At 73.5% G+C, this 18,787-nt stretch carries 22 protein-coding genes and 1 pseudogene; 10 read left to right on the plus strand and 13 right to left on the minus strand.

From position 1 onward, the window contains the following. Positions 1-144: 144 nt before the first annotated feature. Genes ACFQ11_RS09420 through ACFQ11_RS09430 form a run of 3 tightly spaced genes read left to right on the plus strand, consistent with a single transcriptional unit; the run spans position 145 to position 1,086 of the window. Complete coding sequence (locus ACFQ11_RS09420) at positions 145-456, plus strand: hypothetical protein (RefSeq protein WP_378297609.1); 312 nt, start codon at positions 145-147, stop codon at positions 454-456. Next, on the plus strand, positions 453-788 hold the full coding sequence (locus tag ACFQ11_RS09425; protein WP_378297610.1) for a hypothetical protein: 336 nt from the start codon (positions 453-455) through the stop codon (positions 786-788). The genes ACFQ11_RS09420 and ACFQ11_RS09425 overlap by 4 nt, the downstream gene beginning before the upstream one ends. Positions 789-816: 28 nt before the next feature. Continuing rightward, entirely contained in the window at positions 817-1,086 is a 270-nt protein-coding gene (locus ACFQ11_RS09430; RefSeq protein ID WP_378297611.1) for a hypothetical protein, read from the plus strand. 182 nt (positions 1,087-1,268) lie between these two features. Here ACFQ11_RS09430 and ACFQ11_RS09435 read toward each other — a convergent pair whose 3' ends face one another. After that, positions 1,269-2,105 (minus strand): SAM-dependent methyltransferase, encoded by an 837-nt coding sequence (locus tag ACFQ11_RS09435; protein WP_378297612.1) that lies wholly within the window; start codon positions 2,103-2,105, stop codon positions 1,269-1,271. A 108-nt stretch (positions 2,106-2,213) separates the two neighbouring features. Between ACFQ11_RS09435 and ACFQ11_RS09440 the strand changes: the two genes are divergently transcribed. After that, on the plus strand, positions 2,214-2,654 hold the full coding sequence (locus ACFQ11_RS09440; protein WP_378297613.1) for a MarR family winged helix-turn-helix transcriptional regulator: 441 nt from the start codon (positions 2,214-2,216) through the stop codon (positions 2,652-2,654). A 132-nt stretch (positions 2,655-2,786) separates the two neighbouring features. Here ACFQ11_RS09440 and ACFQ11_RS09445 read toward each other — a convergent pair whose 3' ends face one another. Further along, entirely contained in the window at positions 2,787-3,677 is an 891-nt protein-coding gene (locus tag ACFQ11_RS09445; RefSeq protein WP_378297614.1) for a LysR family transcriptional regulator, read from the minus strand. A 197-nt stretch (positions 3,678-3,874) separates the two neighbouring features. On the opposite strand from ACFQ11_RS09445, the gene ACFQ11_RS09450 reads away from it, so the two are divergent. The 6 genes from ACFQ11_RS09450 (at position 3,875) to ACFQ11_RS09475 (ending at position 9,800) form a co-directional block, all read left to right on the plus strand. Next, positions 3,875-4,837, plus strand: a complete 963-nt coding sequence (locus tag ACFQ11_RS09450; RefSeq protein ID WP_378297615.1) for a GNAT family N-acetyltransferase — start codon at positions 3,875-3,877, stop codon at positions 4,835-4,837. Positions 4,838-5,022: 185 nt separating this feature from the next. Further along, on the plus strand, positions 5,023-5,688 hold the full coding sequence (locus ACFQ11_RS09455) for a DUF4097 family beta strand repeat-containing protein (protein WP_378297616.1): 666 nt from the start codon (positions 5,023-5,025) through the stop codon (positions 5,686-5,688). Between the two features lie 29 nt (positions 5,689-5,717). Next, positions 5,718-6,689 (plus strand): ATP-binding cassette domain-containing protein, encoded by a 972-nt coding sequence (locus ACFQ11_RS09460; RefSeq protein WP_378297617.1) that lies wholly within the window; start codon positions 5,718-5,720, stop codon positions 6,687-6,689. Beyond that, positions 6,686-7,459: an ABC transporter permease gene (locus ACFQ11_RS09465; RefSeq protein WP_378297618.1), complete on the plus strand. Its 774-nt coding sequence runs from the start codon at positions 6,686-6,688 to the stop codon at positions 7,457-7,459. Before ACFQ11_RS09460 ends, ACFQ11_RS09465 begins: the two co-directional genes overlap by 4 nt. A 282-nt stretch (positions 7,460-7,741) precedes the next feature. Beyond that, positions 7,742-9,073, plus strand: coding sequence for a Dyp-type peroxidase (locus tag ACFQ11_RS09470; protein WP_378297619.1), 1,332 nt, complete (start codon positions 7,742-7,744; stop codon positions 9,071-9,073). A 25-nt stretch (positions 9,074-9,098) separates the two neighbouring features. Continuing rightward, the gene (locus tag ACFQ11_RS09475; protein ID WP_378297620.1) at positions 9,099-9,800 is read left to right on the plus strand and encodes a DJ-1/PfpI family protein; all 702 of its coding nucleotides are present in this window, start codon (positions 9,099-9,101) and stop codon (positions 9,798-9,800) included. Positions 9,801-9,890: 90 nt separating this feature from the next. Here the strand turns inward: ACFQ11_RS09475 and ACFQ11_RS09480 are convergent, their stop codons facing one another. The 11 genes and pseudogenes from ACFQ11_RS09480 to ACFQ11_RS09530 form a co-directional block, all read right to left on the minus strand. Then, entirely contained in the window at positions 9,891-10,988 is a 1,098-nt protein-coding gene (locus ACFQ11_RS09480) for a HigA family addiction module antitoxin (RefSeq protein WP_378297621.1), read from the minus strand. Positions 10,989-11,008: 20 nt separating this feature from the next. Then, positions 11,009-11,239, minus strand: coding sequence for a hypothetical protein (locus ACFQ11_RS09485; protein ID WP_378297622.1), 231 nt, complete (start codon positions 11,237-11,239; stop codon positions 11,009-11,011). Between the two features lie 295 nt (positions 11,240-11,534). After that, a complete protein-coding gene (locus ACFQ11_RS09490) occupies positions 11,535-13,166 on the minus strand; it encodes a thiamine pyrophosphate-binding protein (protein ID WP_378297623.1) in 1,632 nt (543 codons plus the stop codon). Beyond that, on the minus strand, positions 13,159-13,941 hold the full coding sequence (locus tag ACFQ11_RS09495; RefSeq protein ID WP_378297624.1) for an SDR family oxidoreductase: 783 nt from the start codon (positions 13,939-13,941) through the stop codon (positions 13,159-13,161). The genes ACFQ11_RS09490 and ACFQ11_RS09495 overlap by 8 nt, the downstream gene beginning before the upstream one ends. Before the next feature lie 11 nt (positions 13,942-13,952). Continuing rightward, positions 13,953-14,708: an SDR family oxidoreductase gene (locus ACFQ11_RS09500; RefSeq protein WP_378297625.1), complete on the minus strand. Its 756-nt coding sequence runs from the start codon at positions 14,706-14,708 to the stop codon at positions 13,953-13,955. A 55-nt stretch (positions 14,709-14,763) separates the two neighbouring features. Continuing rightward, the gene (locus tag ACFQ11_RS09505; RefSeq protein ID WP_378297626.1) at positions 14,764-15,495 is read right to left on the minus strand and encodes an alpha/beta fold hydrolase; all 732 of its coding nucleotides are present in this window, start codon (positions 15,493-15,495) and stop codon (positions 14,764-14,766) included. Continuing rightward, positions 15,492-16,274 (minus strand): aspartate dehydrogenase domain-containing protein, encoded by a 783-nt coding sequence (locus tag ACFQ11_RS09510; RefSeq protein ID WP_378297627.1) that lies wholly within the window; start codon positions 16,272-16,274, stop codon positions 15,492-15,494. Before ACFQ11_RS09510 ends, ACFQ11_RS09505 begins: the two co-directional genes overlap by 4 nt. Beyond that, complete coding sequence (locus ACFQ11_RS09515; RefSeq protein ID WP_378297628.1) at positions 16,271-17,218, minus strand: VOC family protein; 948 nt, start codon at positions 17,216-17,218, stop codon at positions 16,271-16,273. Before ACFQ11_RS09515 ends, ACFQ11_RS09510 begins: the two co-directional genes overlap by 4 nt. A gap of 10 nt (positions 17,219-17,228) precedes the next feature. Next, positions 17,229-17,471: a 2Fe-2S iron-sulfur cluster-binding protein gene (locus ACFQ11_RS09520; RefSeq protein WP_378297629.1), complete on the minus strand. Its 243-nt coding sequence runs from the start codon at positions 17,469-17,471 to the stop codon at positions 17,229-17,231. Positions 17,472-17,635: 164 nt separating this feature from the next. Continuing rightward, positions 17,636-18,178, minus strand: a pseudogene (locus ACFQ11_RS09525) (ferredoxin reductase); the annotation flags it as partial. Positions 18,179-18,180: 2 nt separating this feature from the next. Beyond that, entirely contained in the window at positions 18,181-18,711 is a 531-nt protein-coding gene (locus ACFQ11_RS09530; protein ID WP_378297630.1) for a cupin domain-containing protein, read from the minus strand. Positions 18,712-18,787: the final 76 nt, after the last annotated feature.

Here is an 18,787-nt window from a genome sequence, read left to right on the forward strand (position 1 = left end):
AAGCTGTGTCACTCCCGAGCCTTGCCGGCCTTCAGCATCGGTGCGTGGGCGTGCGACGCCCGCACGTCCGAACGTAAGGCGGCCCCCGCCCGCTGTGCTCACAGCCGAAGATCCGGGGCCTCGGCCGGAAGGCGGTTCCGACCCATGACGGATCGTACGACCCCGCAACACCATCTCGCGGCGCTCGCCGCGCACCTGTCGGCGCGACGCCTCGAGGTCGAGCTGAGTTCGAGCGGGCTGCGCATCGATAATCCCGACGTCCCCGGGTGCGGGCCCGGGGCGAGCCCCGCGACCGTCACCGTCACGTGCCGTCCGCGCACCGACGACGGCGGCCGGGTGTGGTTCTTCGGCCCCGGGCACGAGCCCGTCGCCGAGGCCGACCAGATCATGAACGCGGTGACGTGGGCCCTCGGCCGCCTCGCGTCCGATCAGGTCGGGACGGAGACCGCGCGGTGAGCACGCCGCAGGCACGGGTGGCCGCCGAGGTGGCGCGCCGGTTCCCCGGGACGTCCGCCTGGCTGGGCGCGGCCACCGGGAGCTGGTGGGCGCTGGCCCGCGACCGCGCGGGCGCCTGCCACCTGGTCGAAGCGGCGACGCCCGCCGAACTGGCCCGCCGCCTGAACGCCCTCGGCGTCCGCCGCGCCGCGCCACCGCCCGGACCGAGGGACGTCCGCGCCCGGTTCGCCGCCGCGCCGCCCGCTCCGGCGCCCCGCCGCAGCGGACGCCGCCGGCGCGCGCCGCGCCGGGGATGGCTGCGGGCCGCTTTCGGCGGCCTCGTCGCGCCCTGACACCGTCCCGCGACTTCCGTGAGGAGAAATGGAAAGCATCGAAATGTTCGGCCGGGACGCGCAGTTGCACGCCGCGCTCCGCCGGTGCGCGCCCCAGATGGCGGCCTCCCTGGAACGCGACGACCGGGACCTGCCGCACGTGCGAGTGACGTACAGGTGGCTCGGCCCCCGGTTCGTGGCCTGGGACGGCGGCACCTACCGATGGCGGACCGGGCCCGCCGCGGGACGGCGCTTGCCCGATGACGCCGAGAAGGCGGCGGCGGAGATCGCCAGGGAGATGGGCGCGGAGGTGTCGTGACCGCGCAGGATCGCCGGGCCGGTGTCGCGTCCGCCTGACCTCCTTCGGCACGGTTGCGCGGGGCAGCGGCATCGTCGCGGAGACCGAGGTGGTCCCGGCGCGGGCGGTGGACGCCGCGCTGGGACGGCCGGCGCGCAACGACGTCCGCTACCGGTTCGTCCTCGACATGGCGGGCTGACGGGTCAGGGCTTGCGGCCCACCGCGCTGTACTGGGCGACGTTCTCGGCCTCGCCCCATGGGCTGTCGAGGCCGACGCGCCAGCGGGACGTCGAGACGATGCCGGGGTCGACGAGGTCGAGGCCGTCCATGAGGCGCTCCATCTGCGCGTGGTCGCGGGCGCAGATCGGCAGGCCGCCTTCGGCCATGAACGTCTCCATCGCGTCCAGGACGGACTGGCCGTGGAAGTCGGCGGTGTCGTGCACGAGGACGAAGTGGCTGCCGGACGGCAGGGGCTCGATGAGCCGCCGGACGATCGACTCGGCCTCGGCGTCGTCGACGATGTGCTGCAGGATGCCGATGAGCATGACGGCGATCGGCGCGGAGAAGTCGAGGGTCTCGCGGGCCTTCTCGATGATGGCGTCGGGGTCGCGCAGGTCGGCGTCGATGTAGGCGGTCTCGCCCGCGGGCGTGGAGGTGAGCAGCGCGCGGGCGTGCGCCAGGACCATCGGGTCGTTGTCGACGTAGACGATGCGGGAGTCGGGGGCGACGCGCTGCGCGACCTCGTGGGTGTTGTCCTGGGTGGGCAGGCCGGTGCCGATGTCGAGGAACTGGCGGACGCCGGCCTCGCCCGCCAGGTACCGGACGGAGCGGCCGATGAAGGCGCGGTCGTGCCGCGCCATCGTGACGATGTCGGGGTGGACGCGCGCGATCGCGTCGCCGACCTCGCGGTCGATCGGGTAGTTGTCCTTGCCGCCGAGCCAGTAGTTGGTGATCCGTGCCGAACTCGGCACAGTCGTGTCGATGCCGGGTATGTCGTTCACGAGGTGCTCCATGCCGCGATGCCGGGTGTCGATCTTCATCTTGCCTGCACCTGGGGGTTCATGGGTCCTTTTCGGACATGCCCGGCCGGCGTGTCACGGCGGGCGCGGACCCGCCGCGGGGTGCTCGATCTGCGGGAGACTGGGAGGGTGAGCACCGAGAGCGGACGGACCGGACCCCGGGTGACGAGCACGTCCGTCTTCGTGCTGTCGCTCGCGCGCCGGATCGAGGCCGAACTCGCCCCCGTCCTCGCGCCGCTGGGGCTCACGGTCGGCAGGCTCGGCCTGCTCGGTCACATCGCCACCGTGCCGGGGGCGTCGTTCAGCGATCTGGCGCGGATGTCCGGGATCACCGTGCAGAGCGTGCACGCGGCGGTGAAGTCGCTCGCCGCGGCGGGCCTGGTGCGCGACCGCAACGCGCGTGCCGGGTCCGCCTCGACGATCGAGATCACGGCGGAGGGCGCCCGGCTGCTGGAGGCGGCGCGGGAGGCGGTGGCCGAGGTCGACGAACGGATCTTCGGCGCGGACGCCGAACCGCTGCACCAGGCGATCCGGGACGCGGTGCGCGCGGCGATCGAGCCCGGCCGCTGACGAACGGACCGGCTCGTCCGTCCGCACCCGCGTCACGGGCGTCCCGCGTGGAGAGGTGCCGCCGCGATCGGCGGGGCCGTCGTGCGGTCGGCTCCAGCACGATGATCGCGGGCGTCGTCGGGTGCGTCCTGGTCACTCGTCCTCGGCGAGGTCGCCGAGCAGGTCGACGAACGCCATGGCGCGGGGGGACTGCCCGCTGGTCGGCCACAGGAGGCCGTACTCGACGGGCGGCGCGTCCAGGAAGGGGACGAAGGCGACGCCGGGCCGGGCGAAGTAGTCCGCGCCGCGCGCCGAGACCGGGAAGGCGCCGAGGCCGGCGGCGACCAGGGAGAGCACCTCGGCCCAGTAGGTGAAGACCGGCCCGCGAGGGATGGCGCGGCCGGACGGGGTGTGGGTGGGCAGGTGGACGGCCGCCATGTAGTGCGGAAAGTTCCCGCCCGGAGTGATCAGGGGGATGTCGGCGAGGTCCTCCATCGACATGTGCTCCCGCTGGGCGAGGGGATGGTCGGCGGGGACGAGCAGGGCCCGGGGCTCGGACAGGACGGTGGGTCCGGCGGTGATGCCGGGTTCGGCGACGGGGAGCTCGCTGAGCTGCAGGTCGAGTTCGCCCCGGCGCAGCGGGCCGTGCGGATCGTTGAGCTGGATCTCCTGGATGTGGACGGTGCAGTCGGCGTAGCGGGCGCGGAAGGTCTGGGCCGCCTTGAGGAGCAGGTCGGCGCACCACGGGGTGGAGTAGCCGATGCGCAGGGTGCCGGTGATGCCGCGCGCCTCGGCGACGGCCCGGTCCACGGCCTGCTGGATCCGCAGGTGCGCCGGGAGGAGGTCGTCGCGGAGCCGTTCGCCCAGCGGGGTGAGACGGACGGTCCGGGAGGTGCGTGCGAACAGCGGGGCGCCGATGCGGCGTTCGGTCTTCTTGATGACGTGGCTGACCCGGGACGGGGTGATGCGCAGCCGCTCGGCGGTACGTCCGAAGTGCACTTCCTCAGCCAACACCAAGAAGATCTCAATGTCTCGAAGCTCCATGGACCCCCTTGAACCGATCGTGAACCTAGCCGTCAACGCTCCGTTGACACAACTCGCATCGATGACCGTTCGGGCAACGCTGCCTTCCCGACATGGCCGTTGTTCCGGGGCCGCCGCCCCGCGAGCCTGTAACGGGCGACTCGTCGCCCCGACCGGGCGGGACCGCCCGCCGGCGACCAGGGAATGGGACATGACCGATGACGCAGGCCGCTGACGACGCTCGGTCCCGGCCGGCCCGGCTGCGCGTCGCCCGGGCCGAACCGGCACGGGAGGAACCGGACGGGCCGCGCCTGCGGGCCTGGTACGCGGTGGTCGCGGCTTCCATGGCCGCGGACGCGCCCGGTACGGCGCCCGCGCCCCCCGACCGGTTCCACGCTCACCTGACCGCCGGGGCGACGGCCGTCTGGACCGCCACCCGCGCGGGCCGGGTCGTGGGCCTGGCGGTCCTGCGCCTGCCGTCCACCACGGCGGCGGGACGCGCGCACGTGCACGTCCACCCGGCGCATCGGCGCCGCGGCGTCGGCGCCCGGCTGGTGGACACGCTGACCGCCGAGGCGCGCGTCCGCGGCCTGAGCCGCGTCGTCGTGGCCGTGCCCGCGGGCGGGACCGGCGACGCCTTCTGCCTGCGGCGCGGCCTGACCCGCCTGCGCACGCTGCACCACCTGCTGCTGTCGCTGCGGGACGTGCATCCGGGGTGGCTGGACGAGATGGTCGCGGTGGAGCATCCGGGCTACCGGCTGACGAAGACGGCGCGGATCGCTCCGCCGGGCCGCGAGGACGCCGTCCCGGGCGACGTGCTCCTGACGGTCGCCGCCGAGCACGGCCGCAAGGTCGTCGGCTGCACCGAGGTCGTCGTCCCCGGAGGAGGCGGGGCCCGTGCGACCCAGCACGACCGCCCGCCGGCCGACGACCATCACGGCCTGGGCTTGGACCTGTGGGTCAAGGCGTCGATGCTGCGCCTGCTGTACGACGACTACCCGCAGGTCACGCAGGTCGCCACCGACACTGCCGGGAACGACGCCGCCCTGCTGGCCGTCAACCGGCATCTGGGGTTCCGGCTGCACCACCGCACCAACGAGTACCGGCTGGACGTCGAGCCCGGAGACCGCCCGCGCCTCGGCGCCCGAGGGCCCCATGCTCTCGGACACCGATCCCCATAGCCTTCACCTCATTCATTGCAACGCAACTACGAAGACGTTGTTGCGATGAATGTCAGAGCCATTGCAATGATATTCGGCAATTGACCTGCGATGACTCCTCTTCTGTGCAACATAGATGTTGCCAACTTCATAAACGCAACGTAGCGTTTGCGGTGTCGGAAAGAACGAACCCCAAGGAGAGCACGATGAACGAGTACGACACCCCCGCCCCGATCACCGCCGTCCTGGACGTCCCCGCCGGCCGCGTGCAGTTCGTCGCCGCCGACCGCGCCGACACCGCCGTCGAGGTCCTGCCGGCCGACGCCTCCAAGGGCCGCGACGTCAAGGCGGCCGAGCAGACCACGGTCGACTACGCGGACGGCGTCCTGCGCGTCCAGGCCCCGCCGGCCGGGAACCAGGTGACCGGCCGCTCGGGCGCCATCGCGGTGACGGTTCAGCTGCCCGCCGGCTCCCGGGTCGAGGTCACGGCCGCCGCCACCGAGTTCCGGGGCGTCGGCCGCCTGGGCGAGGTCGCCTTCGACGGCGCCTACCGCCAGATCAAGGTGGACGAGGCCGCGGGCGTCCGCCTCACCGCCACAGACGGCGACGTCGAGATCGACCGGTTGGGCGGCTCGGCGGAGATCAGCACCCAGCGCGGCGACATCCGGATCGCCGAGGCCGGTGGCGGCTCGGTGGTGCTGTCGACGCAGTCCGGTGACATCTCGGTGGGTGCCGCCGCCGGAGTGTCGGCCGCCCTGGACGCCCAGACGGGCCGTGGCCGTGTCAGCAACGCCCTGAAGAACGACGGCACCCCCGGGCTCGCCATCAAGGCCACCACCTCCCACGGCGACATCACCGCCCGCAGCCTCTGACCCCCGCAGCAGCCGAAGGAGCAGAACCGATGACGAATCTGGCGATCGCAGCCGAGGGGTTGCGCAAGTCCTACCGGGACAAGAGCGGCGAGAAGGTCGTGCTCGACGGCATCGACCTCCAGGTCCCGGAAGGGACGATCTTCTCCCTGCTGGGCCCCAACGGGGCCGGCAAGACCACCACCGTGCAGATCCTGTCCACCCTCACCCGCGCCGACGCCGGACAGGTCCGCGTCGCCGGACACGACCTGCACCGGCGGCCCGACGACGTGCGCGGCGCGATCGGGGTCACCGGCCAGTACTCGGCGGTCGACAAGCTCCTCACCGGCGAGGAGAACCTGCTCCTGATGGCCGACCTGCGGCACCTGTCCCGCAAGGACGGCAAGCGGCGGGCCACCGAACTGCTGGAGCAGTTCGACCTGGTCGAGGCCGCCGGCAAGCCCGCCTCGACCTACTCCGGCGGCATGCGCCGCCGCCTGGACCTGGCCATGACCCTGGTCGGCGACCCCCGCCTGATCTTCCTGGACGAACCCACCACCGGCCTGGACCCCCGCAGCCGCCGCTCCATGTGGAACGTCGTCCGCGACCTCGTCGCGAGCGGCGTCACGATCTTCCTGACCACCCAGTACCTCGAAGAAGCCGACCAGCTCGCCGACCACATCGCCCTGCTGGACGGCGGCCGCCTCATCGCCGAGGGCACCCCCGACGAACTCAAGCGCCTCATCCCCGGCGGCCACATATCGCTGCGGTTCACCGACGACACCACCCTCGCCCGCGCCCTCGACGCACTCGGCACCGGCTTCATCGACCCCTCCGACGACGACCGCCTCACCCTGCAGGTCCCCTCCGACGGCGGCGTCCGCGCCCTGCGCGACCTCCTCGCCCGCCTCGACACCGCCGACGTCGAGCCCGCCGAACTGTCGGTGCACACCCCCGACCTCGACGACGTCTTCCTCACCCTCACCGGCCAGAACCACCAGCAGAAGCAGGAGACCACCCGATGAGCAGCCCCGCCCTGGCCCTGCGCGACTCGGCCACCATGACCCGCCGCCAGCTCAAGCGCATCGCCCGCTACCCCTCCATGACCATCCAGCTCATCATCACCCCCGTCATCCTCCTGCTGCTGTTCGTCTACGTCCTGGGCGGAACGCTCGGCGACGGCATCGGCGGCGGTCGTGGCGCCTACGTCAACTACGTTCTGCCCGGCATCCTGCTCATGGCCGCCGCCACCGCCGCCACCGGCACCGCCGTCATGGTCGCCACCGACATGACCGAAGGCATCATCGCCCGCTTCCGCACCATGCGCATCGCCCGCGCCTCCGTCCTCACCGGACACGTCGCCGGCAGCATCGTGCAGCAGCTCCTCGGCGCCGCCGTCCTGGTCGCGGTCGCCTTCGCGATCGGGTTCCGCCCCAACGCCACCGCCGTCGAGTGGCTGGCCGCCGCCGGGCTGCTGACCCTGTTCATCCTCGCCATCACCTGGCTGTCGGTCGCCCTCGGCATGAAGTCCCCGACGCCCGAGGCCGCCAGCAACGCCCCCATGCCCCTGGTCCTGCTCCCCTTCCTGGGCAGCGGGTTCGTCCCCACCGACTCCATGCCCGCCGCGATCCGCTGGTTCGCCGACTACCAGCCCTTCACCCCCATCATGGAGACCCTCCGCGGGCTCCTCCTGGGCACGCCCATCGGCAACAACGCCGCCATCGCCGCCACCTGGTGCACCGCCATCGCCATCGCCTCCTACCTCTGGGCCCGCAACACCTTCAACAAGGCCTGACCGTGAAACCGGCCGACAGGGCCGTCAGACCCCACCGGTCTGACGGCCCTGAGCCCTTTCCGGCCGCGGTCGGTGCGTATCGGCACATGATCGGCGGGCTCGTTGCCGGGGCGTGGCCGCAGGGGTGTTCCCGCGGGGACGTCGAGGATCCGGGGCCCCGGCCATGTCCTGACCTGGCGCTTGAGCGGCTCCCGGCCGTTGGAACCACCCCACCTTCAGCCTTCCTGAAGCCGGAGTTAGGCTTCAGGAAGGCTGAAGGTTGTGTTTCCTCTGGGGGTCTCGATGTCGGAACAGTCCAGCCGTCCCTTCTCGCGGCGCGCCGTCATCACCACGGTCGCGGCGACCGCCGGTGCGGCGGCGGGCGGAGCGCTGGTGGTGAACGCGCGCGGCGACGAGGCGCCGCGCCCGTCCGGGCCGGAGCGGCGGATCGAGCCGTTCCACGGAGCGCACCAGGCGGGCATCGCCACACCGCAGCAGCGGCACGCGCTGTTCGTGGCGTTCGACCTGGAGGACACCGACCCGGTCAGCGGTGACCGCCTGAGCTCCGAGCGGCTCGCGGGCAACTTCCGGCGGCTCATGGAACGGTGGACGGCCGTCGCCGAGCGGCTCACGCAGGGGCGCCTGCCCGGGCCCATGCCGGGCGCCGGGCCGCAGGTCCCCCCGGACACCGGCATCGCCGACGGCCTCGAACCGTCCCGGCTGACCGTCACCTTCGGGCTGGGACCGGACCTGTTCGAGCGCGTCGGCCGGACGGACGCCCGTCCGCACCGGCTGGAGCCGCTGCCCGCCTTCCGCGGCGACGGGCTGGAGGACGCGTGGAGCGGCGGCGAGCTGCTCATCCAGATCTGCGGCGAGGATCTCCAGGTCATCAGCCGGGCGTTCCGCGCCCTGCGCAGCCGGGCCCCGGGCCTGGCGCGGCTCCGCTGGACGCAGCAGGGCTTCCTGGGCGGGTTCGGCGACGCGACGCCGCGCAACCTGTTCGGCCACAAGGACGGCACCGTCAATCCCCGCCCGGAAGCGTTCGACGCGGTCGTCTGGGCCGACGCCGCGGAGGAACCGGCCTGGTTCTCGGGCGGCACCTACCTGGTCTTCCGCAAGATCCGCATGGACCTGCCGAAGTGGGACACCGTCACGGCACGCGTCCAGGACGAGACGATCGGGCGGCGGCGCGACAACGGCGCCCCGCTCAGCGGCGGGCACGAGTTCAGCACCCCCGACTTCGGCAAGAAGGGACCGGACGGAAAGCCCCTCATCCCCGCCGACTCGCACCTCGCCCTGGTCCGGGACGTCCCGATGCTGCGGCGCTCGTACAACTACGACTACGGCTTCCAGCCGGGCGGCGCGCAGGACGACGACCACGAGCACGACGACGGCCACGACCACGGCGACGGCATGCCCGCGCACGACGAGTCGGCTCACGCGGCCTTCGACAGCGGCGTGCTGTTCTGCGCCTACGTGCGCGATCCCGGGGAGTTCGTCCGCGCGCAGAACGCGCTGGCCGGGGCGGACCGGCTGAACGCCTTCATCCGGCACACCGGCAGCGCCGTCTTCGCCATCCCCCCGGGTGCGGCGCCCGGGGAGCCGGTGGCCGCGAAGCTGTTCCCCCGCACGTGATGTGCCCCGGCAGCGGAGGAGCGGGATGAACAGGCGCGACCTGCTGCGCACGGGCACGGTCACCACGACGGCGCTCGGCCTCGGTGCGTTCGCGGCCCCGGCGTCGCCCGCCCCCGGGCCTCCCCGCAGGCCGTTGCGGGTGCACACGGTCCTCTACGACGGGGTGGAGGAGCAGGACTTCGCCGGGCCGGTCGAGGTCCTCGGCGTCATCGCCGACGAGCACGGAGTGGAGCAGAAGTTCGTCACCGCCGACGGGCCCCGCACGGTGACCACGTTCTCCGGCATGGACGTCGCGGTGCGCACGCCGTGGTCGCCCCGGGCGGCGGACGTGATCCTGGTGCCCGGCGGGGGGCTGGGCGAGGGGTCTCCGGTGGACCGGGAGATCCGCCGCGGCGTCCTTCCCCGGGCGCTGGCGGCCGCGCGGCGCCCCGGCCTGATCACGGCGTCGGTGTGCAGCGGGGCGCTGCTGCTGGCCGCCGCCGGGATCGCCAACGGCCGGCCCTGCACGACGCACCACGCCGCCAAGAAGGAGCTGGAGGCCCGGGGCGGCGAGGTGGTCCCCGGCCGGGTCGTCGACGACGGCGACCTGGTCACCTCCGGCGGCGTGACCTCGGGCCTCGACCTCGCGCTGTGGCTGGTCGAGCGCCTGTACGGCCCCGAAGCCGCGCTGTTCGCCGAGATGGTGCTCGAATACGAGCGACGCGGCACCGTCTGGCGCTCCGGGTAGCGGACGGCGGGGCCACCGGTGGAGGCCGGCCGGGCCGCGGGGCCCGGCCGGCATCGGCCGCGCGCCGACACGTCTCCGCGGCCCCGCTCGTCAGCCGACCGCCGCCAGATCGATGTCCTGCTTGAGCCTGTTGCCGATCTTGTAGCCCAGCAGGCCTTCGCGTTGCATCCGGCCGACGACGATCCCGGGAGCGACGTTGATCTCCTCGGCGAATCGTTCAATGGCGGTGAGGGTGCGCAGGGAGGGAAGGCGCGCCGCGTCCTCCGGCGGGATCAGAAGATCCCGGGCGAACTCGTCGGCCTCCCTTTCACGCGGGTGATCCGGCTCGGAGCCGCCCTCGATCCACACGTGGTCCTTGCCGTGCTTGATGACATGGCATAGCTCGTGGAAGAACGTGAACCATAGCTGGTCGTTCTTCTTGTACCGCCCGCTGAGCATCACCATGGCCTTCGACTGCGACAGCCACTTGGTGGCACCGCAGGACCGCGTGCCGGCGATCTCGGGCACCACGACCACCGCGATCCCGTGTGCCGCGCAAATGTCCCTGGTGAGCCGGAAGAACACTTCTTGCGGCTGGACGGTCAAGAGTCGCAGCCGCGGCAGGTCGGCCTCGATTCCCGCCTTGTTGTACGGCTCGCAGCGGACGTCCTGGGCCTTGAGCTCGCCCATCCGAATCCATGAGGCGACGGCACCGGGCTTCACCTCGAACGCTTTGCTCTGGCGGAAGCTCACCGCGTTCGACTCGTACAGCTCGCGGTAGGTCTCCAGGTGTGCGACCCCGAAGAACCTGAGCACCTGTTGCACCCGGCTGCCCGGATCCTTGGGGTCGGCTGGGAGAGCGCCTCGCTTGACGAGTTCCTTCACGGGGATCTCGTCCCTGATCCAGGCGGCGAGTTCGGCGAGATCGTCGCGTCGGCGCAGCCGCGTGACCTCGGTCTGGTAGTCGGCCTCCAGGCGGTTCCACATGCGGGCGGGCATGCCGGTGACCAGCTCGAGGCGGGCCGCCACGTCCGGGGACAACGGCACCAGGCCCTGGACGAGCTGGTTCACGTGCTTGGGGGTGAGGCCGAGGCGCGCGGCGAGCTGCCGTTGGGTCATGCCCAGGTCGTCCAGGAACTCGCGGATGGCCTCCCCCGGCGGCACGACATAGTCGGGTTCCGCGGCCGGATGAACTTCTGGGGTCGCCATCGTCCTCACTCCCTTCCTGCTCAACCTTGGTGGTAGTCGATGATCTCGACGACGAGCGCCGCCGTGTCGGCCGCGATGTCGTTGTCCTTCTTCTCTTCCGGCGTCATCAGGCGGAAGACGAGCCGCATGGCTCCGTGGAGCCGGAACGCGTAGCAGTCTTCGTAGTACTCGCCGCGGAGCGGGTGGCAGTGACCCGGCGCGCGCATGAGGTCGTCAAGACTCTCCGCCGCTTCCAGCGTGCGAAGGCGCAACCCGATCCTCCTCGCGCACGCGTCGCCGTACTTCCTGCGGAGATCCCGGTCCGATGAGCAGAGATCTCGCAGGGCGCGGTCGGCATAACACACCTCCAATCGCGGCTCCCCCTTCATTATTAACCGGATAGGTAAACGCGAAACCCCGCACGAAGCGTGAGTGTGCCACGGATCGTGCTCGCGCGCATACGGTCCGGAAAAGACGGGGGGCTTTGCGGGACGTCCGTCGCAACGGCTCCGCCGTGACCGGGTGGCGGCCACGGCGGAGCACGCCGGGACGGGCGCGGCGGGCCGGTCAGCGGGTGGAGGGGACCGGGACGGGAGGGACGAAGGGGGTCGGGGGCGGGCCGAGCGCGGTGACGTCCACCTCGAGGAAGTACGGTTCGCGGGCGGTGACGGCCTTCGCGAAGGCGGCGTCGAAGTCGGCGGCGTCGCGGACGAGCGCGTAGGGCATGGAGGCGGCGGCCGCGACGGCCGCGAAGTCGGGGGTGAACAGGTCGACGCCCGAGCGGCGGTCCATGTGCCGGTCCTGCATGTTGCGCAGGACGCCGTAGCCGCCGTCGTTGAACAGCAGGACGACGAGCCACGGGCGTTCCTGGGCGAGCGTCGCGATCTCGCCGAGGTGCACGGAGAAGCCGCCGTCGCCCGCGATGACGAGGGTGGGGACGTCCGGGCGGGCGGTGGCGGCGCCGATGCCCATCGCGAGGCCCTGCCCGATGCCGCCGCCGAGCGGGAAGATGTTCGTCGCCGGGTCGAGGATCGGCAGGAGCCGGTTGCCCCACTGGCTCGACGGGATCGTCACGTCGCGGGCGATGGGCGACGCGTCGTCCAGGTGCGCCCGGATGGCGTCGTTGATGAGGGTGTAGGGGCCGATGTCGGCGCGGAGCCGGTCGCGGACGGCCCGGCGGGTTTCGGACGCGCGTGCCCGCCAGCCGTCCTCGACCGAGGTCTCGGAAGGGACGAGCGCCGGGAGGACGGCCGACGCGTCGCCGCACAGGCCGAGCGTCACCGGGTACGCGCGTCCGATCGCGGCGGGGTCGACGTCGATCTGGACGTGGCGTTCGGGGAGGTTCAGCTTGTAGTGCTTCGTCTCCTGGGAGCGGAAGTGCGTGCCGATGCTCAGGAGCAGGTCGGCGTCCCGCAGGAGGGGTTCGGCGGCGGGGCTCGTGGCGAAGTTGCCGACGACGAGGGGGTGGTCCTCGGGGACGGCGCCGCGCCCGGCGTTCGAGGTGAGGATCGGCGCGCCGAGGCGTTCGGCGAGGGCGCGGAGTCCGGGTCCGGCGGTGCGGGCGCCGCCGCCCGCCCAGATGACGGGGCGGCGGGCGGACGCGAGGAGCCGTGCCGCCTCCGGGGCCGCGCCGCGCCACCCCTCGTCCGCCGGCCGCGCGGCGGGCGCGTCCGCCGGGACGATCGTCTGCGCGGCGTACTGCAGGTCGATGGGCCATTCGACGCTCGCCGGGCCCTGCGGGAGGGTCAGCGCCGCGCGCGCCGCGCGGCGCAGGACGTCCCCGGCGGAGGCGGCCGACGCGATCGCCGCCGCGTGCTTGGAGACGGACGCGAGCATCCCGAGCTGGTCCTTGGTCTCGTGGATGACGCCGCGCCCCTGCCCGAGGTACTCGCTGTCGATGTTCCCGGTGACGTGCAGGACGCGCGAGCCCGCGGTGAGCGCCTCGATGAGGGCGCCCGCGGCGTTGCCCGCGCCCGTCCCGGTGCTGGTCAGCGCGCAGCCGAGGCCGCCGGACGCGCGTGCGTGGGCGTCGGCGGCGTTGACCGCGGCGGCCTCGTGCCGGACGGCGACGAAGCGCAGGTCGCGGTCGACGGCCTCGACCAGCGGCAGGTTGTGGACGCTGACGACGCCGAAGACGGTGGTGACGCCGTGCTCGCGGAGGACCTGGACGAGCAGGTCACCGCCGGTGGGGTCAGACATATCGGGCGACTCCTCCGCCGATGTCGAGGGACGATCCGGTGACGTAGGACGCGCGCGGCGACAGCAGCGCGACGATCGGGTGGGCGACCTCCTCGGGACGGCCGAGGCGCCCGAGCGCGATGCCGCGGTCGGCGGCGAGCCCGGCGGTCCACTCGTCGTACGAGAGGGAGGTGCCGGACGTCTCGTACCTGCGGCGCCACTGGCCGGTGTCGATGAGGCCGAGGCACACCGAGTTCACCCGGACGGGGGCGAGGTCGGCGGCGAGGGTCCGGCTGAGGTTGAGCAGCGCGGCGCGGGCGGCCGAGGTGGCGCCGAGCCGCGACTCGGGCTGCCGGGCGAGGATCGCGTTGACGTTGACGATCGCGGGCGCGTCCGACCGGCGCAGGTGCGGCTCGGCGGCCCGCACGGTGTTCAGCACGCTGAAGATCTTGAGGTCGAACTCGTCGCGCCACTGCTCGTCGGACGTCTCGGCGACGGGCGCGAGCAGGGAGCGGCCCGCGTTGTTGACGACCCCGTCGAGGCGCCCGAACTCGGCGGCCGCGCCATCGACGAACGCGGCGACGGCCGCGCCGTCGCGGACGTCGCACGACACCGCGTACGTCCGGGCGCCGCCCGCGCGGGGCAGCGGGCCGAGCGCGGCGCGGAGCCGGTCGACGTCGCGGGCGCAGGCGGCGACGTGCGCGCCGTCGGCGAGCAGCAGCGCGGCGGTGGCCAGCCCGACGCCGGACCCGGCGCCGGTGACGGCGTAGACCCGCCCGGCGAGCCCGAGATCCATCGGTGTTCCTTTCAGTTGAAGACGAAGCCGCCGTCGACGACGAGCGTCTGCCCGGTGATGTAGGAGGCGGCGTCCGACAGCAGGAACAGGACGGCGCCGGTGAGGTCGCCGGGTTCCTGCGGCCGGTCGAGGGCCCGGTTCAGCCGGTACAGCTCGTGGCGTTCGGCGGGGATGCGGTCGGCGGCCTCGCCGAGGGTGAGGCCGGGCGCGACCGCGTTGACGGTGACGTCGTGCGGTCCGGCGTCGCGCGCCATCGCGCGCGTCATCCCGACGATCGCGCTCTTGGACGTCACGTAGTGCGCGAGCCGGGGCGAACCGTAGAACGCCGCGTCGGACGCGAGGTTCACGATCCGGCCTCCGGGGCGCGCGAGGTGCGGCCAGAGCGCGCGCGACACGAGCCACGTGCCGCGCACGTTCACGGTCAGGACGGCGTCCCACTGTTCGGGGTCGATGTCGTAGAACGGGCGCCCGCCGACGCCGTCCGCGAGGGCCGCGTTGTTGACGACGCCGTGCACGGGCCCGATGCGGGCGACCGCGCCGGCGAGGTCCGCGACGGACGCGGTGTCGGCGACGTCGGTGTCGACGCGGTGCGTCTCGATGCCCTCGGCGGCGAGGCCGGCGACGGCCGATCCGGCGAGTCCGGGGTCGCGTTCGGCGACGACGATCCGGGCGCCCGCGCGCCCGGCGGCGCGCGCGATCTCCAGCCCGAGCCCGCGCCCGGCGCCGGTCACGACGACGAGCCGGCCGTCCAGGTCCGGGGCGCTCATGGTCGCACCCCCGCAGGGCCTTCGAGGACGATCCGGGCGTGCGCGTCCGGGGCGTTCACCGTTCGACCTCCGCGAGGAATCCGAGGACGATCCGGTTGAACTCGTCGGGGCGTTCCTGGTTGGTGGCGTGCCCCGCGCCGGGGAGGATCTCCAGCCGGGCGCCGGGGAGGGCCGCCGCGATGGCGCGGCTCTCGTCCGGCCCGGTGACGGTGTCGCGGTCGCCCGCGAGCACCAGGGCGGGCACGTCGAGCGTGCCGAGCACGGCGCTGTGGTCGGTGCCGGCCATCGCGGCGGCCGCGAAGGCGTAGCCGGGCATGCGGATCGCCCGCGCCATCGCGGACACCACCCGGTACACCAGGTCGGGGGGCGCCTCGGGGGAGAGGAGCCTCGGCCCGCGCCGGGCCGCGAACTCCGCCGGGCCGAGACGCCGCAGTTCGGGTCCGCGCGCCGCCATGGCGGCCCGGCCCCCGGGCGTGCGGCCGGAGCCGCGCGACGACCCGACCAGGACGAGGGACCGGACGAGCCCGGGACGTTCGGCGGCGAGGCGGGTCGCGATCACGCCGCCCCACGAGACGCCGACGACGTGCGCGGGTTCGTCGACGAGCGCGGCGGCGGCCTCCGCGTATCCGGACATGCCGGGCGCCGATGCGGGGTCGGGCGACGGCCCGTACCCGGGCGCGTCCCACGCGGTGACGCGGTGCCCGGCGGCCTCGAACGCCGGGACCTGGTCGTCGAACGACGCCGCGCAGCCGCCGATCCCGTGCAGCATCAGCACCGGGGCGCTCACCGGAACACCCCCGTCCGGGCGGCGAGGTCCCCGACGGCCTTCAGCACCGCGTACGGGACGACCTGGCTCGTCGTGGGGTTCCGCGGCGACGGCCGGTTGCGGATCTCGAACCGGTACTCCCCGGCCGGGCCGGACGCCGTGATGACGTGCGACGTCAGGTCGGCGCCGGGGTCGGCCACCACGACGGCCTCGACGACGTCCCAGTCCCCGGCGGCGAGCGCGACGGCGGCGGCGACGTTCGTCGACTTCGGGAACGCGGCGGCGATCTCCCGCGCGGGCCCGCGCCGCACCTCGAGGGGCCCGGGCGCCGACCGGACGCGCGCGGCCTCGGCATCGTCCATCCACGGCTGGACGAGTCCCGGGGGCTTCTTCGTGGTGACGATGCGGACGGCGTCCAGTGGGCCCATCCGGGCGGCGGCGCGCAGCATGTCGAGGCCGCCGATCGCGCCGCACGCCAGGTGGACGCGGCCCGTCCCGGCGCCGTTCAGCGCGTGCAGCAGCGCGTCGTCGGTGAGCGCGCCGATCGACACGACGAGCAGGTCGGTGCCGGACGCGACGACGCGGGGCCCGAGTTCGGCGAGGGCCCGCTGCCCGGCGGCCTCCACCACCAGGTCGGCGGCGCGGAGGGCCGCGTCGAACGACAGTTCCGGCAGGCCGCGGGCCCCGGCGGGGTCGACGACCCCGGCCAGGCGCGCGTCCGGGACGTCCCCGTCGTGCAGGGCGCGCGCGACGGTCCCGCCGATCGCCCCGCACCCGATCACGGCGACGGAGAGGGTCACTTCTCCCACCACCCTCCGGCGTCGGGGGTCCCGGCCATGCGCGTCCGGACGTCCGTGGACGGCGGTCCCGCGGTGCCCCACAGGTCGGACAGTTCGGGCACGCGGCGCCACACGCGGCACAGCCACGCGTCCTCGTCGACCTGCTCGACCTCGGAGGTGTACTCGCACACCAGGCCGGCCGGGTCGCCGAAGTAGCCGAACGTGTTGTTGCCCGGCCCGTGCCGTCCCGGCCCCCACAGGGGGGTGACGCCGTGGTGGCGGAGCCGCCCGATGCCGCGCATGAAGTGGTCGATGGACGGCATCTCGTACGCCATGTGGTTCACCGACGTCCAGTCGGCCTGGTTGAACGCGATGACGTGGTGGTCGCTGTTGCAGCGCAGGAACGCCATCTGGTGCTCGGACCAGTCGGAGATCCGCATGCCGAGGACGCGGGTGTAGAAGTCGCAGGCGGCGTCGATGTCCACGGTGTTCAGGACGACGTGCGCGAGCTTGCGCGGCACCGCCTCCAGCCCGTTCGGGTCGCGGACGACGACCGCCTCGACGTCGGCGGACAGTTCGATCAGCCGGTTCTCCGGGTCGGTGAACCGCAGCCCGTACCCGCCGCCGGCCTGGTCGAGCGGTCCGGGCTCGGCGACGAGCGGGACGCCGTGCGCCCGCAGCCGGAACGCGGCCTCGTCGACCTCCCGGGGCGTCGCCACCGAGAACGCGATCTTGCCGAGGGCGTTCGCGTCCGCCCGCCGCACCTCGAGGATGTGGTGCTCCGGGCTCGTCCCGCGCAGCCACGTCACGCCGGTGTCGGCCTCGACCGGGTTCAGGCCCCAGATGTGCTGGTAGAACTCGGCGGCGGCCGCCGCGTCGGGCGTCCGCACGGCCACCGACCGCAGCGACCGCAGCCGCGCGATCGGGCCGGGGGAGGCGCCGGGGGTGGGGGGAAGCATGGACATCGCCCGCTCCTTAGAGGTCGAGAACGAGTTCGGGGGTGCGGGAGCGGGAGACGCAGAGCATCATCGTCGCGCCCGCCGCGCGCTCGTCGTCGGTGAGGACGTGGTCGCGGTGCTCGGGCTCGCCGGCGAGGACCCGGGTCTCGCAGGTGCCGCAGATGCCCTCCTCGCAGGAGGACGGCAGGTCGACGCCGCCCGCGCGGAGCGTCTCGAGGATCGACGCGCCGGGCTCGACGGTGAACCGGCGGGCCCGCACACGACGTCGAACGGGGCGTCGTCGTCCCCGTCCGTGCCGGTTCGCACGGGTTCGGGGGCTCGGAACCGTTCCGTCCGCAGGCGTGACGGGTCGTCCAGGGCGTCCTGGACGGCCTGGAGGAGCGGTTCGGGCCCGCAGCAGTACACGAGGGCGCCGCCGGGCAGGTCGGCGAGGGCCTTGGCGAGGACGCCGCCGACGTCGGGCGGCCCGCCGTGCTCGTCGTCGGCGTGCACGACGGCCCGGGGGTGCGCGGCGAGCTCGGCGGCGAACGCCATGGACGCCCGCGACCGGCCGCAGTACAGCAGGGTCCACGGGACGCCGCCGCGGGCGGCGAGCTCGTCGGCCATCGCCTTGATCGGGGTGACGCCGATACCGCCCGCGACCAGGACGTACGCGGGGGCCGTCTCCAGCGCGAAGGTGTTCCTGGGGCCGTCCACGTCGAGGATCTCGCCGACGCGCAGCCGCTCGTGGACGTGCGCGCTGCCGCCCCGCGAGTCCGGGTCGCGCCGCACCGCGACCGTGTACCGGGCGCGGTCGGCGGGGTCGCCGCACAGGGAGTACTCGCGGGACGGGCCGCCCGGCAGGTGCAGGGTCAGGTGGGCGCCGGGCTCCCAGCCGGGCAGCTCGGCGCCGGCCGGGTCGGCGAGCTCGAGCTGGACGACGCCGTCGGCGAGCCAGGTGGAGCGCACGAGCCGCAGTGACCGCATGGTCAGTCCCGGGTGACGCCGTGCATCGGCGAGGTCGGCGGGTACGTCGGGAGCTGCGGCCTGCCGGTCCCGATGACGACGCAGAACAGCGCGTCGGTGTCGCCGATGTTGCGGAGGCTGCGCGGCACCCCGGCGGGGACGCGGACGAGGTCGCGGTAGCCGAGCATGCGGGACGCGGTCTTCGTGCCGTCCTCGACGTCGTGGACGGTCACCTCGAGTTCGCCCTCCAGGACGAAGAAGACCTCCTCGACGTCGTGGTGGGTGTGCTCCGGGCCGATCGCCCCGGCCGGGAGCCGCATGTTGGAGAACGTGAAGTGGTCGGCGGGCAGGATCCGGCCGTCGGTCTCGTGGTTCCCGGTCGCGCCGGAGCCGATGTAGCGGATCTGCGCGCGGCGGAACCGCTCGTCCGCCTTGGCCTGGAAGCCGAGGGTGTCCCAGTCCTCGTGGCGGGTCTCCCGCGCGGCGATGCAGGAGTCGATCAGCGCCTCCAGATCGGCCGGCCGGGCGGCGGGCTGCGCGACGTGCTCGGTCATGGGTCGCTCCTCTCCGGACGGAGACAGAAAGTTCAGTACTAAGCTAAGTACCGCAAAACGTTTTAGCACTTAAGGA

Origin of the sequence: Actinomadura sediminis (genome assembly GCF_042675525.1) — a bacterium.
Classification (GTDB): domain Bacteria; phylum Actinomycetota; class Actinomycetes; order Streptosporangiales; family Streptosporangiaceae; genus Spirillospora; species Spirillospora sediminis.

Bases quoted from the DNA above. Each gene is read 5' to 3' on its own strand.
- ACFQ11_RS09515 (WP_378297628.1), bottom strand. From the start codon at position 17,218: ATGTCCATGCTTCCCCCCACCCCCGGCGCCTCCCCCGGCCCGATCGCG.
- ACFQ11_RS09420 (WP_378297609.1), top strand. From the start codon at position 145: ATGACGGATCGTACGACCCCGCAACACCATCTCGCGGCGCTCGCCGCG.
- ACFQ11_RS09470 (WP_378297619.1), top strand. From the start codon at position 7,742: ATGTCGGAACAGTCCAGCCGTCCCTTCTCGCGGCGCGCCGTCATCACC.
- ACFQ11_RS09530 (WP_378297630.1), bottom strand. From the start codon at position 18,711: ATGACCGAGCACGTCGCGCAGCCCGCCGCCCGGCCGGCCGATCTGGAG.
- ACFQ11_RS09475 (WP_378297620.1), top strand. From the start codon at position 9,099: ATGAACAGGCGCGACCTGCTGCGCACGGGCACGGTCACCACGACGGCG.
- ACFQ11_RS09435 (WP_378297612.1), bottom strand. From the start codon at position 2,105: ATGAAGATCGACACCCGGCATCGCGGCATGGAGCACCTCGTGAACGAC.
- ACFQ11_RS09495 (WP_378297624.1), bottom strand. From the start codon at position 13,941: ATGGATCTCGGGCTCGCCGGGCGGGTCTACGCCGTCACCGGCGCCGGG.
- ACFQ11_RS09480 (WP_378297621.1), bottom strand. From the start codon at position 10,988: ATGGCGACCCCAGAAGTTCATCCGGCCGCGGAACCCGACTATGTCGTG.
- ACFQ11_RS09490 (WP_378297623.1), bottom strand. From the start codon at position 13,166: ATGTCTGACCCCACCGGCGGTGACCTGCTCGTCCAGGTCCTCCGCGAG.
- ACFQ11_RS09460 (WP_378297617.1), top strand. From the start codon at position 5,718: ATGACGAATCTGGCGATCGCAGCCGAGGGGTTGCGCAAGTCCTACCGG.
- ACFQ11_RS09430 (WP_378297611.1), top strand. From the start codon at position 817: ATGGAAAGCATCGAAATGTTCGGCCGGGACGCGCAGTTGCACGCCGCG.
- ACFQ11_RS09465 (WP_378297618.1), top strand. From the start codon at position 6,686: ATGAGCAGCCCCGCCCTGGCCCTGCGCGACTCGGCCACCATGACCCGC.
- ACFQ11_RS09445 (WP_378297614.1), bottom strand. From the start codon at position 3,677: ATGGAGCTTCGAGACATTGAGATCTTCTTGGTGTTGGCTGAGGAAGTG.
- ACFQ11_RS09450 (WP_378297615.1), top strand. From the start codon at position 3,875: ATGACGCAGGCCGCTGACGACGCTCGGTCCCGGCCGGCCCGGCTGCGC.
- ACFQ11_RS09500 (WP_378297625.1), bottom strand. From the start codon at position 14,708: ATGAGCGCCCCGGACCTGGACGGCCGGCTCGTCGTCGTGACCGGCGCC.
- ACFQ11_RS09455 (WP_378297616.1), top strand. From the start codon at position 5,023: ATGAACGAGTACGACACCCCCGCCCCGATCACCGCCGTCCTGGACGTC.